Here is a 13,753-nt window from a genome sequence, read left to right on the forward strand (position 1 = left end):
CCTATGCGGCGGATTCCTAGTTCGCGCACAGTACCGTTGGCATGTGGAAATCCTGCTCTATGTCGCCGGCATTCTATTCATGCTGGTCGGACTCGGCCTATCGATCGGGCTGCACGAGGTCGGTCACCTCGTCCCCGCGAAGCTGTTCGGCGTGCGCGTGGGACAGTACATGATCGGCTTCGGTCCCAGGCTCTGGTCGAAGCGGATCGGCGAGACCGAGTACGGGTTCAAAGCTCTGCCGGTGGGCGGATTCATCTCGATGTCGGGCATGTATCCGGCATCCGAGGGAAAGCCGGCGCGCGGCCTCTTCCGTGCACTCGTGCAGGACGCGCGCGCAGCGAACGACGAGACGATCGCCGAAGGCGCGGAGGAGCGCGTCTTCTACCGGCTGTCGATGTGCAAGCGAATCATCATCATGCTCGGCGGACCGCTGATGAACCTGATCCTCGCCGTCGTGATCTTCACCGTGCTGGCATCCGGAATCGGCCTGCAACAGGGCACCACGACCATTGCCTCGGTTACGGAATGCGTGCTTCCGGCGGGGACATCTCAGACGGAATGCCAGCCCGGCGACCCGGCATCGCCGGCAGCGGATGCTGGCATCCTGCCCGGAGACGTACTGGTGTCGTTGGACGGAACCCCCGTCTCCACGTTCGACGAGGCGACCCAGATCGTGCAGGCGGCTCCGGGTGAGACGCTGGATCTCGTCGTCTCGCGGGATGGGGCGGATGTGTCCTTGGCGCTGACTCCGATCGCCGCTGAGCGCACGCTGACGAACGCTTCGGGTCAGCCGCGACTCGACGCCGACGGGCAGCCGATTGTGGCGCGGGTCGGTTACGTCGGCATGGGCGCCCAGATGGGGTTGGTGCCGCAGCCGATCGGCGCGGGCGCGGTAATGGCTGGCGAGAATGTGGCGCGCGTGGCGAACCTGGTGGTCGCACTGCCGGTGAAGCTGTGGGATGTCGGTGTGTCGCTGGTCACGGGCACCGAGCGTGATCCCAACGGACCACTCAGCGTGGTTGGCGTTGGTCGTCTTGCCGGCGAGGTCGCGGCGACAGATGCACCGGTGCTGGACCGCTTCGTGGTTCTGCTGAGTCTGCTCGGCTCATTGAACATCGCCCTGTTTGTCTTCAACCTCATCCCGCTGCTGCCGCTGGATGGCGGACATATCGCGGTCGCTCTGTGGGATGGCATCCGTCGTGCGTGGGCGAAGCTGTGGCGTCGTCCACCACCGGCGCCGGTCGATGCGACACAGCTCGTGCCGCTGACTGTGGTCGTCGCGGTGGTGCTGATCGGCATGGGGGCGCTGCTGATGATCGCCGACGTCGTGAATCCGATCAACCTGTTCCAATAATTCCCGTGGTTCGATGCAACCGCCGGCGCACTCTTTCTCCACAGGTTCCTGATTTGGGGGAGTTATCCACAGTTCGTGAATAGCTCCTGATCAGGTGGTTTTATGTCGCATCAATGTCGGTGGCCCCCTGTTGAATGGGGGTATGACATTCCTTGCAGAACAGCTCCAGCAGATCGATCGGCACCTTGCCGATGCTCTCGCTGCGGGCGAGGATGTGCGGCTGGTCACTGATGGCGAGCTGGTGACGGCGCTGCAGACGCTGGGGCGGATTCAACGCCGGATCGACGGTGCGATCGTCTCGGCCACCGATCGGGTGGTGCAGCGGGATCAGGGCGAGCGAGTGACGAGGCTGTCGACGCGAGCCGGATGCCGAGACGCGGTCGAGCTGCTGCGGAGGGCGTTGCGCGTAGACGGATATGCCGCGCGCCGCTATGTGACGGCGGCAACCGCGATGCACCGGGATCTGAGCATCACTTCGGGGGAGTTGCTGCCCGGCGCGTTCCCCGAGCTATCGGCAGCACTGGCCGACGGTGAGCTGTCACTGATCGGGTACCTGGCATGTGTGGTTCCGCTGCAGAATGCAGCGCGGATCGAGACCGCAGACCGGCTGGCCGCAGACGCCTTACTCGCACGATGCGCACGCGGAATCGACGTGGAAGCCGCAGGCGATGCGGCGGATGCTGCGGGGGAGCGTGCTCCGGCGCCAACGACGGAGGAGCTCGCCGGACTGACCGCGCACATCATTGCCCGTCTCGATCCAGACGGGCCTGAGCCAGACGACGATCGGGCGGGTAAGCGACGCCGGCACTTCACGATCGGCAAGCTGCGCGGTGGATCTGTCCCGGTGCGGGGGGAGCTGCTGCCAGAGGTCGCCGCACAGTTGCAGAAGCTTCTCGATGCCCAGATGAACCCCAAGATCGACGGCGAACCAAACGCCGGGGGTCGTGTGCACTTCCGCCCCTCGGATAATGGGCCGGATGCCGGCGCGGACACTGCGCCGGCCGCTAACGATGGTGCCGATATGCGGGCTGACGGGCTACCTACGCATCGGGCGACGTGTCCACCGGTGGAATCCGCCGATCTTCGTACCCATGCACAGCGACACCATGACGCATTCGCGACGATCCTGATGGTCACTGCGGCCTCAGGTGGCATGCCGGCTTCCGGTGGCGCGGCGCCGACGCTGGTCGTGTCCGTCCGAGCGGAAGACTTCATGAACCGCACCGGGCGCGCCACGATCGAAGGCGCCGGCTACACCGTTCCCCTCGGCGCCGCTGACCATGCCGCGTGCGCGGGCGGGGTGCAGCGGGTGCTGTTCGATGAGAACGGGGCAATCGTCGGGATTGGCACGTCCGCCCGGATCTTCAACGTTCGGCAGAGGCGCGCGATCGTGCTCCGCGACCGCAAATGTTTGATCCCCGGGTGCGCGATCCGCGCGGAATGGTGTGAAATTCATCATGTGATCGACCATGCCCAAGGCGGGCCGACGCACACCGACAACGGGGTACCCCTGTGTTGGCATCACCATCGCACCCTCGATGAGAACATCTGGGAGGTTCGCATGCGCGCCGGTCGTCCCGAGATTCGCGGACCGCACTGGTGGGATCCGTTCGGCAAATGGCGATCTCCACACCTGAACTACGAAGCCGTCGACGAAACTCTTGACAACGAACGCGAACGACAACGCGATGTCGCGTGGAGTAGCTGGTGACCGTCCTTGCCGTGCCGCGGAGATTTCAGGCGAATGCCGCGGTGATGAGTCGCTCCAGCGTGCGGATGCCGTCACGCGAGAGGATCGACTCCAGGTGTCCCTGCACGCTGGCGAAGCCTTCGCCCCGCAGCGCGTAGACGTCGCCGCTACTCGGATCCGCCGACACCTCGGCCGAACCTGCCGTGGTCGTACCGGGGGATACCCGAGCAGTGAAGGTGTTGTAAAACCCGATCGACGCATCTTCGCCGAACACCGGTACGACCTTCTGCAGGCCCTGGTGCGGTGCGTCCAGCGGGGTCAGGTCGATGCCGAGGCTGTCGGCGAGGATCTGATGGCTCAGGCAAACGGCAAGCAGCGGCTTGTGGTGCTCGAGCCGCTGTGCCACGGCCTCGCGCATGCGGGCGATCCGCGGCGTTGACGCGTCTCGTGGGTCACCGGGGCCGGGGCCTGCGACGAGGAGATCGGCACCATCGATGTCGGCATCAGTGACCTGGTCCCACGCGACGATCCTCGCATCCAGCCCGAGGTGGTGCAGCTGGTGGGCGAGCATCGTCGTGAAGCGGTCTTCCGCATCGACGACGAGGGCGCTGCGGCCGGCGAACGGCCCTGTTGATCCGTCTTCCTGCGGGTTCAGCCAGAACTCCGCAAGGCGTGAATTACGGGAAGCGAGCAGCTCGGCGACCTCAGGGTCGTCGGCGAGAGAAGCTTCGGGCGACGGCTCGTCCGGATCAGCCTTCGCTGCCGCGACCGTGTCACGGGGTATCGCTCCGATCGCCCCGAGCACGCCTGCCGCCTTGCCGTGGGTCTCGCTGACCTCGCCATAGGGATCAGAGTGGCGCACGAGCGTTGCACCGACCGGCACGCGCAGCTGCCCATTCTCCAGGTATACGGTGCGGATGAGGATCGGCGCGTCGACGTCATGGCCGCCGTCGTCGTTGGGAGTGAAGAGGGCAGCGACGCCGGAGTAGTAGCCGCGCGGCTTCGTCTCATGTCGGCGGATCACAGCGCACGCGTTCTGCATGGGGGAGCCGGTAACGGTCGGAGCAAACATCGTCTCGCGGAGGATGTCGCGCGGGTCGAGGCGGCTGCGCCCCCGCAGCATGTATTCGGTGTGCGTCAGACGCGACATCTGCTTGAGGTGCGGCCCCGTGATCCGCCCGCCGTCCGAGCAGACCGCGCTCATCATCTTCAACTCTTCATCGACCACCATGAACAGCTCCTCGGTCTCCTTCGTGGAGGAGAGGAAGTCAATGAGCGTCTCTTTCGTAGCACCGCCAGCGGGGTGACGGAACGTGCCGGAGATCGGATTCATCGTGACGATGCCGTCGCGCGCGACGACGTGAGCTTCTGGGCTCGCTCCGACCGCGATGTGGCCGGGAGTGATGACGGCGAATGTCCAGTAGGCGCCGCGCTCATGCTCGAGCAGAGCGCGGAACCACGTGAGGGCGGCGATGCGCTCATCGGCGTCGACCGTTGCGGTGTAGTCGCGGCGGATGACGAAGTTTGCGCCTTCTCCGCGTCCGATCTCATCGGCGATGACGCGCTCGACGACCTCGGCGTAGTCTTCGTCGGCGATGTCGAACCCGGAGTTGCGCAGGGGGACCGGTGCGTCGGGAAGTGCGGAGAGCACATCGCCGAGCGGAAGGTGCCGGTGCTCATCGACGAGCAGGCAGCGCAGTGGTGTGCCGTCATCCTCTGCTTCGAATCCGCGTTCACGCACTTGGCGGTAGGGGACCATCGCGAACACTTCACGCGGTGTGCCGTCGATGAGAAGGGGGATGTCGGCGAGGAGGTCGACATCGTCGATCTCGCCGGTGAGCAGTTCGACGCTCTGTACTCCGTCGCGGGCGATGAGCACGAAGGATGCCTCGGCGTCTCGCGCCAGGGCAGAGAGCAGGGCTGCGGGGTCAGTCATCGAGGTCTCCTGTGCAGGGCTCCGGCTCGGGCCACTAAAAAGACCGCCCCGGAGGCGGTCTGGATTCGAGGGAACGCGAACACACCGCCTAGAAGGCGGGCCACCAGGTGGTTGTACGCATGGGCTGAAACTACCACAGCGCAGCGCGCGTCGCTTCCAGCCAGTGTTGATCAGGTGCGCGTAATCTGGAGGTGTGCCTGCCGTGAATCTTGGGATGCCGCGTCTCCCCGAACTGTTGAGCCCTCGTCGTAAGACCCGTCAGATTCGGGTCGGCAAGGTTCTGGTCGGCGGTGATGCGCCGATCAGCGTCCAGTCGATGACGACGACGAAGACGACTGACATCAACGGAACCCTTCAGCAGATCGCGGAGCTGACCGCCTCTGGCTGCGAGATCGTACGCGTGGCTGTGCCGCACCAGGATGACGCGGACGCACTGAAGATCATCGCGATGAAGAGTCAGATTCCGGTGATTGCCGATATTCACTTCCAGCCGCGCTACATCTACTCGGCGATCGATGCCGGCTGCGGTGCGGTGCGAGTGAACCCCGGCAATATTCGGGAGTTCGACGGCAACGTCGGTCAGATCGCGGCTGCCGCCAAGGCCGCTGGTGTGTCACTTCGCATCGGTGTGAATGCTGGCTCGCTGGACAAGCGGATTCTGCAGAAGCACGGACGCGCGACGGCTGAAGCGCTCGTGGAGAGCGCGGTTTGGGAAGCCTCGCTTTTCGAAGAGCATGACTTCCATGACTTCAAGATCTCGGTGAAGCACAACGATCCCATCGTGATGGTGAAGGCCTACCGCCAGCTCTCCGAGCAAGGCGACTGGCCGCTCCACCTGGGGGTGACCGAGGCCGGACCTGCTTTCCAAGGCACGATCAAGTCGGCGACGGCGTTTGGCATTCTGCTGTCAGAGGGTATCGGCGACACGATCCGTGTCTCGCTGTCTGCGCCGCCAGCGGAAGAAGTGAAGGTCGGACACCAGATTCTGCAGTCGCTCAATTTGCGTGAGCGCAAACTGGAGATCGTCTCCTGCCCGTCGTGCGGACGGGCGCAGGTCGATGTTTACACTCTCGCTGACAGCGTGACCGAGGGGCTCAAAGACATGACCGTGCCGCTGCGCGTCGCGGTGATGGGCTGTGTTGTGAACGGGCCGGGTGAAGCGCGTGACGCAGACCTGGGCGTGGCTTCGGGCAACGGCAAGGGCCAGATCTTCGTCAAGGGTGAGGTCATCAAGACCGTCCCGGAGGCGGACATCGTCAAGACGCTGATCGAAGAGGCCAAACGCATCGCCGATGAAATGGGACCGGACGCCAAGCCCGGTACCGCTCAGGTGATCACCGCGTAGTCAACGATCGGCCACATTCATGTCTTCCACGATCGTCACCTTTCCGATAGGCGCCACCAGTGGGGTCGGAACGGTGGTGCGAATCGCGCCTTCGCCGCACGGAGCGGTGATTGTCGTGGACGAGACGCCCTTTCATCCCGTCGATCACACCTGGCCCGATCAGCCGGGCGATATCGGAGTGATTCGAGTCGGTGAGGAGTCGGTGCCCGTCATCGGATCGATGATGGCGGCTGCGAGCGACGACGGGACTCTTGCCGTCGGCGAGGATATTCCCGTCAAGCGCGGTGCCGAGGGGTGGACGTGGCTGGTCGGACATCGCATCGAATTACCGGATGCCCCGGCCTGGTTGTCGCCGGGAGCGGGAGTGGTGCTGGAGGTGGATCGTGCCCGCCGCGCCGCTCTGAGTCGCGGGCACACAGCATGCCACTTGGCCTCGATGGCGCTGGACCTCGCCGTTGCTGATCTGTGGCGCAAGGATCCGGGTTCTGATGCTCTGGGAAATCCGGATTTCGAGGGTCGCGCGAATCAATCGAGCCGCATTCATGAAGACGGCAGCATCGATGAATACCGGCTCGGTAAGAGTCTGCGCAAAGCAGGCTTCGACTCCGAGACCTTCTCGGCGACGCTGACGTCGCGCGAGGGGCACATCAACGCGCAACTGGCGGCATGGGTGGACTCTGGAGCGATGAGCGAGATCCAATCGGACGGCGCGGCGATCATCGATCGGCGTCGCTGGCGATGCGCTCTTCCCGAGGGAGATGCCGTGATCCTCTGCGGCGGTACGCACGTGCGATCACTGCAGGAGTGCTCCGCCATTGTTGTCACGCTGGATCTTGCTGATCCTCAGCTGCTCATCATGACGACCACGGTCGTGCCTGCGGTCGGCGGTTGACGGAGGGCATCCAGGACAGCGCGCTCACACCGGCGCATCCGCGTGGATGACGACGCAGCAACGGCCGCAGCCGGGGGAGAGTTCGGCGCGGTCAGGATCAGCGAGAACGCCCTCGAGAGCGCCTCGGATGAACGCGTGGTTGAGGTTGCAGGCAAGATCGCTGTGTTCCTGCGCCACGCTGTGGAAGGGGCAGTTGCGCAGGATGAGATCCTGATTTTCCGTGAGGATCGGCTCGAACCCAGCGGTGGTGAGGGCGGTCGAGATGTCTCCGGTCTGCGCGCCCAGCGCGGCGCCCTCCTGGGCGGAAGCTGAAGAAAGAGCCGCGCGGAACTCGCCCGAGGGCGCAGCATCGGCGGCCGTGGCCAAGAGCTTTGCCAGCAGGCTGTAGTTGCGAGGAGGAACGTTGATCGTGAGCTCCAGCTGGCTGCGCGAATAGCGTTTGGCGGGACGACCGGAGCCCGGGCCGGTTTTGCCGTTCGAGCGCGCGAAGGTGACTTCCAACAGGCCGGCATGGGCAAGCCGGTCGAGGTGGTAAGCGGCCAGACTGCGGCTGATACCGATGGCGGTCGCGACCTCTTCGCGTGTGACGCTGTCACCGCGTGCAGCGATGAACTCGTACAGCCGTCGTCGGATCTCGTCCGCGAGCAGGGCGAGTTCGTCCAGATTGCCCTGGTGATCGGTCGGGTTCATCGTAGAGATCCTTTCTAAAACCAGGCTACCTTGACGAAACCCGATCAGAGTGCCACTCTAAAACTAATTCAAATTATTTGTAGATCGGTGGGCAAAGATGTCCGAATCAGTTCTCAGCCGTCAAATCACGCCTCTGCATGTCAGTGGCGCGATGGATAAGCCAGATCTTGCCCGTGCGGAACTAGCCGCTGGTGACTTTTTGCGCGCACTGGGTGTGTCATTGGACTCGCCGCACCTCGCAGCGACACCACAGCGGATGGCGCGAGCGTGGGCCGAGATGCTCGCACCACGGGAGTTCGATCTGACGACCTTTCCGAATGATGAGGGCTACGACGAGATGGTGATCGTGCGTGACATCCCGCTGCGCTCGATCTGCGAGCACCACATGCTGCCGTTCATCGGACGCGCGAGCGTCGGCTACCTCCCCGGCGAGCGCATCGTCGGTCTGTCGAAGCTGGCACGCGTCGTGGAGCACTTTGCCTGCCGTCCGCAGACCCAGGAACGCCTGACCACACAGGTCGCACAGTGGCTGCAAGATCACCTGGCCCCGCAGGGCGTCGGCGTCATCATCGAGGCCGAGCATTCGTGCATGACGCTTCGCGGGGCGCATGCGACCGGGTCCAGCACTCTCACATCGACGATGCTCGGGCAGTTGCGAGAGAACCCGGTCTCGAGGCAGGAGTTCCTGTCACTCGCCGACCGCAGCCGCGCATAGCGCAGTGGGTATTTGCGAAGGGAGATCTGATGAACACCATTCACCGCGTCATCGTCATCGGGGGTGGCCTCGCCGCAGGCAAGACGGCCCAAGCGTTGCGTGATGACGGATACCAGGGGGCAATAACTCTGATCGCCGCAGAGCGACACCTGCCGTACGAGCGTCCTTCGTTGTCGAAGGACTATCTGGCAGGCAAGTCCTCGTTCGACGACGCCCTTGTGCACTCTGCTGACTGGTACCGCGACAATGACGTGGTTGTGCGGGAAGGGACCACAGCCACCTCGATCGATACCGTTGGACATGTCGTCAGGCTCGATGATGACTCCTCGCTCCCGTACGACAAGCTCGTCCTTGCAACCGGATCCACCGCGCGGCATCTCTCCATAGAAGGGGCGGATGCTGACGGCATCCACTATCTGCGAACGCTCGAGGAATCTGACGCGATTCGAAAGACATTCGGTGCCGGTAAGAAACTCGTCATCATCGGTGGCGGGTGGATCGGCCTCGAGGTCGCAGCAGCTGCACGTGCGGCTTCGACGACGGTGACGATCCTCGAAGGCGGGAAACTTCCTCTCCTCAAGGTTCTCGGTGCGCAGGTCGCACAGGTGTTCACTGATCTGCACACCGCTCACCAGGTAGATGTGCGCGTCGACGTCAAAGTCGAAGCGATCACGACAGCGGACGGACGTGCCACCGGGGTGCGCCTGGCAGGAGGCGAGATCGTGTCTGCAGATGCGATCGTGGTCGGTATCGGTGTTGTGCCCGAAGTTGGTCTCGCCCTCGCCGCTGGGTTAGATGTCGATAACGGCGTGCTGGTGGACGCCTCACTTCGAAGCAATGATCCGGATGTCTTCGCCGTCGGCGACATCGCGAATCAGCAGCATCCGATTCTCAGTCATCGAGTGCGGGTCGAGCATTGGGCCAGCGCCTTGAACCAGCCCGCGGCTGCCGTCTCAGCTCTTCTCGGCAACGACGCCACTTACTCGGAGCTGCCCTATTTCTACAGTGATCAGTATGACCTCGGTTGTGAATACATCGGCTTCGTCGCACCCGGGGCCGACCATCACGTGGTGGTTCGAGGGAGCCTCGCTGATCGTGAGTTCGTCGCCTTCTGGTTGGACAGTGACTGCTGCATCCTCGCGGCGATGGCCGTGAACGTCTGGGATGTGCTCGAAGAGATCAAACCGCTCATCGTCTCGCATTCTCCGGTCGACCCGGAAAGACTGATCGATCCGGAGATCCCCTATGCTCGGCTCTGAGTTTCGCGAAGAGACGACCGCAGCAGAGCGGATAATCGGTCGGCGGCGCTTCGATTTCAATCGTCAGATCGCAGTGATGGCGGTTGTCAACCGCACGCCCGATTCGTTCTACGACCACGGAGCCACATTCGCGCTCGACCGCGCCGTAGATGCGGCATTGACCGCAGCCCGCCTGGGAGCGGACTGGGTCGATATCGGAGGTGTGCCGTTCGGGCGAGGTGCGCCGGTGTCGATTTCCGAGGAGATCGACCGCATCGTTCCGGTGGTCGAGGCGATCACTCGGGTGAGCGATGTGGTCGTCTCGGTCGACACCAACCGTGCCGTCGTCGCGCGCGCCGCAATCACAGCGGGAGCCGCCGTCATCAATGACACCAGCGGACTCGGGGACCCCGAGATGGCTGAGGTGATCTCCTCCACTGATGCACAGATCGTCATCACCCACAGCGTCGGCCCGCCGCGAGTCGAGAAGCCTGCCGCGCAGTTCGATGACGTCGTGGGCGCGGTGCGGGCTTTCCTCCAGCAGCGTGTCGCCCGCGCAGAAGCCGCCGGGGTACCGCGCAGCCGGATCATCATCGATCCGGGCCATGACCTCGATAAGAACACACTGCACTCCCTCGAGCTGACTCGGCGCTTCGATGAGCTCACCGCCCTGAACCTGCCCGTGCTCGCGGCGGTGTCGAACAAGGATTTCATCGGCGAATCGATCGACCGCGAACAGGGCCATCGCCTCGCCGGATCCCTTGCAGCCATGGTGGCGTGCATTGAGAGAGGCGCACGAATTGTCAGGATGCATGACGTCGAAGCCACGGTTGACGCAGTGCGTATGGTGGAGAGCATCCTCGGGATGCGGCAACCCGCGCGTCTCGCACACAACATGCACCCGACGGGAAACGTATGAACGCTGACATCATTCGTCTCTGGCCAGAGCCCCTGGCACAGATCGATGACGACAGCCTTCTGGCGACGTACGAGTTCCCGGAGGGACCCTGGTTGCGGATGAACTTCGTCTCGAGCATCGATGGGGCGGCCACACGCGACGGTCGATCGGGCGGTCTCGGTGGAGACGGTGATGGGCGGCTGTTCGAACTGCTGCGCAGACAGGCGGACGTCATTCTCGTCGGCGGCGGTACCGTGCGTACAGAGGGTTACGGCGCGATGCGGCTCGCCAACGACGCGGTCGCCTGGCGTCGTGATCACGGCATGGAAGAGCAACCTGTCCTCGCACTGGTCTCCGGCAGCCTCGATCTGGACCCGAAGTCCGACGTCTTCACCGAGGCACCGGTGCGTCCGATCATCTATACCGTGAGCACGGCGCCCGCCGAACGCCGCGAGGCGCTCAGCGCCGTGGCCGACATCGTGCCCGCGGGCACAGAACACCTCGACCCGTGGCTGGTCCGCGAAGATCTCGCAGCGCGTGGCCTGGTTCACATCCATTCCGAGGGAGGGCCGAGCTTGTTTGGGTCGTTCATCGTCGCCGGTGCCGTGGATGAGATCTGCCTGACTGTCGCCGCCACCCTGGAAGCCGGCGACGCACGCAGGATCGCGAACTCTGCGCAGGCACTACCAACCGGGATGCGCATCGCTGCTGTCCTCAAATGCGAGGATGAGCTGTTCCTGCGGTGCATGCACACCGCCACAGACATCTGAGACCGTCACTCTTTCAGCGCGAACTCCATCTCGCCCGTAGCGATGTCGGTGCGCACGAGTGTCACCGAGATGACCTCTCCGGGTTTCGTGCCGACGGGTACCGGTGCGGTTGCGGTCACTGCGGGCGCGGCGATCTGGATCGCGGCGCGCTCGCCGCTGTTGCGCAGTTCAATCACAGTCGCCTCGATCGTGGAGCCGACCAGGGGAGTCAGCAGAGCCGCCTCCACCCGATTGATGGTCTCGGCGTTCAGTCGCGATGCTCGCTGCGATGAGGTCTGCATGAGCTCGGGCAACTCGTGCAACGACTCACGCGCCCAGGCTGGCGGTTCTTCCCCCTGTGCGATGGCGAGGCAGATCGCGAGCGACCAGCGGTCGACGAGGCGGCGCAGGGGAGCTGTGGCGTGCGCGTACGGCGCCGCGATGGCTGCCTGCTCGATGTCGTCCGGAACAGATCCGTCGAAGCTCACGTAACCAGCACCGCGGAACAGCGAGGCCGCGGCCTCGAGAACCGGAAGCGTCAGCGGATCCTCCCGGTCGAGGCTTCGCAGATACTCGCCGTACTCACCCGTTGTCCACGGACGCCCAAGCGCCTCCGTCTGGTGTCGGAACGCGTCGAACGACTTCTCGTCCGGCGCGGGCATCGTTCGCAGCACTCCCACCTGGGCTGTGACCATCAGCTCGGCGGCCGCCATGCCGGTCATCAGCGAGAGCTGCGCATTCCACTCTTCGATCGGAAGCGCGTGCGCACGCTCGATCGAGTAGGTTCCATCGTCGTTCTGGATGACCTCTTCATCGGGCATGTTCAGGCTCGCACCGCCGCGCGCCTGCTCGATCGCGATGCGAAGCTCACCGATCTCCTGCAGCAGAGACGCCGGGGAGTCGTCGCCGCGATCGAGCGCCTGCTGGGTCGTGACGTAGTCGAGCTTTGCCCGTGATCGAATCAGCGCGCGCTCCAGGCGGAACGTCGAGACTGCTCCGTCGGATGCGAGGTCGAATGTCCACACCAGCGCCGGGCGGTCGACATCGGGCAGCAGCGACGCATGATCCTCGCTGAGCACCGCCGGATGCAACGGAATGCGCCCGTCTGCCGCGTAGAGTGTCTGTCCGCGTTCGCGCGCTGCGGCGTCAACCGCTCCGCCGGGCTTCACAAAAGCCGGCACATCTGCGATCGCGTACCGAACCACGAATCCGGAACCCGCGCGAGCCAGATGGAACGCTTGGTCGAGATCCATCGCCCCGGCGGGGTCGAGCGTGGCGAACTCAACGTCTCGCAGGTCGAGACCCGGCTCCGCAGGCGCGGCTAGGGATGCCTCGGTCAGCGTTTCGGGTGAGAATTCGGTGGGCGCATCCAGCTCTTCCCTCAGAGCAGCAAGCGCGGCGGCGAGCTCACTCTGGACGGCGGAAGGGGCTATGTGCGATCGGCGCTGAGGCATGACTTCAGCTTATGCGCGTCAATCGCGGATACTGGAGAGTGCATCAAACTAGGTCAGAGGAAAGCAGGACGTTGATGAGGATCGTTGTTGTTGCCCTGCTCGCGATCATGCTGACCCTTACGGGTTGTGCGGGCGCGGGGTCAGCTGCTGACGCGGATGCGCCGGTTCAGGTCGTCGAGATCGACGCAGCCAACATGCGCTTCACCTCGGATGTCATCGAGGTGCCGGTGGGTACTCGGCTGGTGATCGAGCTGACGAATACCGACGAACTGCAGATGCACGACCTTGTCCTCGCCAATGGCGTCGCCGGAACTCACCTCGCTCCCGGCGAATCTGAGACGATCGACGTCGGCGTCATCACAGAAGACATCGATGGATGGTGCTCGATATCCAACCACCGAGCCATGGGCATGACGCTCACAGTGATCGCTGTGGATCCGGCATCCGACTGATCGGCTATTGAAGCGGGGCCTCAGCCGGCGTTACGGATCAGAATGCGCCAGCGCTTCGGCCCGCGATCCAGGTATCGCGTGTTGTAGGCATCGCCGTGGCGAGCGGTCAGCTGGTCGAGCAGCGGCACGGGGTCATGCGTGGCGGACACGATCATGCCCGCACCGGGCCGTAGCGATTCGATGGCCCCGAAGATCGCCGCGTGGCGGACAGCATGCGGAATCGTCTGCACATCCAGTTCGGGGAGTTCTTCATCGACCTCGCCGCAGGTGCATCCCGCGGTCGGATTCTGATCGACGGCTTCTGCGCGCGAACGCTGAATCTCGATGTGTCCCATGATCT

13 protein-coding genes are annotated in these 13,753 nt (G+C 64.1%); 9 read left to right on the top strand and 4 right to left on the bottom strand.

The genetic code is table 11. The features are described from left to right. Positions 1 to 43: 43 nt before the first annotated feature. Both ACSS7Z_RS06410 and ACSS7Z_RS06415 read left to right on the top strand, forming a co-directional pair. The gene (locus tag ACSS7Z_RS06410) at positions 44 to 1,354 is read left to right on the top strand and encodes a M50 family metallopeptidase (RefSeq protein ID WP_438253645.1); all 1,311 of its coding nucleotides are present in this window, start codon (positions 44 to 46) and stop codon (positions 1,352 to 1,354) included. A 142-nt stretch (positions 1,355 to 1,496) separates the two neighbouring features. After that, complete coding sequence (locus tag ACSS7Z_RS06415; RefSeq protein WP_438253646.1) at positions 1,497 to 3,065, top strand: HNH endonuclease signature motif containing protein; 1,569 nt, start codon at positions 1,497 to 1,499, stop codon at positions 3,063 to 3,065. A gap of 25 nt (positions 3,066 to 3,090) precedes the next feature. On the opposite strand, the gene ACSS7Z_RS06420 is transcribed toward ACSS7Z_RS06415, so the two are convergent. Beyond that, positions 3,091 to 4,980 (bottom strand): anthranilate synthase family protein, encoded by a 1,890-nt coding sequence (locus ACSS7Z_RS06420; protein WP_438253647.1) that lies wholly within the window; start codon positions 4,978 to 4,980, stop codon positions 3,091 to 3,093. Between the two features lie 214 nt (positions 4,981 to 5,194). On the opposite strand from ACSS7Z_RS06420, the gene ispG reads away from it, so the two are divergent. After that, entirely contained in the window at positions 5,195 to 6,325 is a 1,131-nt protein-coding gene (gene ispG / locus ACSS7Z_RS06425) for a flavodoxin-dependent (E)-4-hydroxy-3-methylbut-2-enyl-diphosphate synthase (RefSeq protein ID WP_438253713.1), read from the top strand. A gap of 19 nt (positions 6,326 to 6,344) precedes the next feature. Next, the gene (locus tag ACSS7Z_RS06430; protein WP_438253648.1) at positions 6,345 to 7,217 is read left to right on the top strand and encodes an alanyl-tRNA editing protein; all 873 of its coding nucleotides are present in this window, start codon (positions 6,345 to 6,347) and stop codon (positions 7,215 to 7,217) included. Positions 7,218 to 7,241: 24 nt separating this feature from the next. Here ACSS7Z_RS06430 and ACSS7Z_RS06435 read toward each other — a convergent pair whose 3' ends face one another. Beyond that, positions 7,242 to 7,907 carry a helix-turn-helix transcriptional regulator gene (locus ACSS7Z_RS06435; protein ID WP_438253649.1) on the bottom strand — a complete coding sequence of 222 codons (666 nt, stop codon included), beginning with the start codon at positions 7,905 to 7,907 and terminating at the stop codon, positions 7,242 to 7,244. A gap of 151 nt (positions 7,908 to 8,058) precedes the next feature. Between ACSS7Z_RS06435 and folE the strand changes: the two genes are divergently transcribed. The 4 genes from folE to ACSS7Z_RS06455 are packed head-to-tail and all read left to right on the top strand — an operon-like array spanning position 8,059 to position 11,528. Beyond that, positions 8,059 to 8,622: a GTP cyclohydrolase I gene (folE, locus tag ACSS7Z_RS06440; RefSeq protein ID WP_438253650.1), complete on the top strand. Its 564-nt coding sequence runs from the start codon at positions 8,059 to 8,061 to the stop codon at positions 8,620 to 8,622. A 29-nt stretch (positions 8,623 to 8,651) separates the two neighbouring features. Next, positions 8,652 to 9,881: an NAD(P)/FAD-dependent oxidoreductase gene (locus tag ACSS7Z_RS06445; protein WP_438253651.1), complete on the top strand. Its 1,230-nt coding sequence runs from the start codon at positions 8,652 to 8,654 to the stop codon at positions 9,879 to 9,881. Then, on the top strand, positions 9,868 to 10,779 hold the full coding sequence (gene folP / locus ACSS7Z_RS06450; protein WP_438253652.1) for a dihydropteroate synthase: 912 nt from the start codon (positions 9,868 to 9,870) through the stop codon (positions 10,777 to 10,779). The genes ACSS7Z_RS06445 and folP overlap by 14 nt, the downstream gene beginning before the upstream one ends. Next, positions 10,776 to 11,528, top strand: a complete 753-nt coding sequence (locus ACSS7Z_RS06455) for a dihydrofolate reductase family protein (protein ID WP_438253653.1) — start codon at positions 10,776 to 10,778, stop codon at positions 11,526 to 11,528. The genes folP and ACSS7Z_RS06455 overlap by 4 nt, the downstream gene beginning before the upstream one ends. Before the next feature lie 5 nt (positions 11,529 to 11,533). Here ACSS7Z_RS06455 and ACSS7Z_RS06460 read toward each other — a convergent pair whose 3' ends face one another. Further along, positions 11,534 to 12,961, bottom strand: a complete 1,428-nt coding sequence (locus ACSS7Z_RS06460; protein ID WP_438253654.1) for an RNB domain-containing ribonuclease — start codon at positions 12,959 to 12,961, stop codon at positions 11,534 to 11,536. 74 nt (positions 12,962 to 13,035) lie between these two features. Here ACSS7Z_RS06460 and ACSS7Z_RS06465 point away from each other — a divergent pair, with 74 nt between their 5' ends. Beyond that, positions 13,036 to 13,413, top strand: coding sequence for a cupredoxin domain-containing protein (locus tag ACSS7Z_RS06465; RefSeq protein ID WP_438253655.1), 378 nt, complete (start codon positions 13,036 to 13,038; stop codon positions 13,411 to 13,413). 20 nt (positions 13,414 to 13,433) lie between these two features. Here the strand turns inward: ACSS7Z_RS06465 and ACSS7Z_RS06470 are convergent, their stop codons facing one another. Beyond that, complete coding sequence (locus ACSS7Z_RS06470; RefSeq protein ID WP_438253656.1) at positions 13,434 to 13,748, bottom strand: DUF2249 domain-containing protein; 315 nt, start codon at positions 13,746 to 13,748, stop codon at positions 13,434 to 13,436. Positions 13,749 to 13,753 lie beyond the last annotated feature (5 nt).

Source organism: Microbacterium wangyouchuni, assembly GCF_051546305.1.
GTDB lineage: Bacteria > Actinomycetota > Actinomycetes > Actinomycetales > Microbacteriaceae > Microbacterium.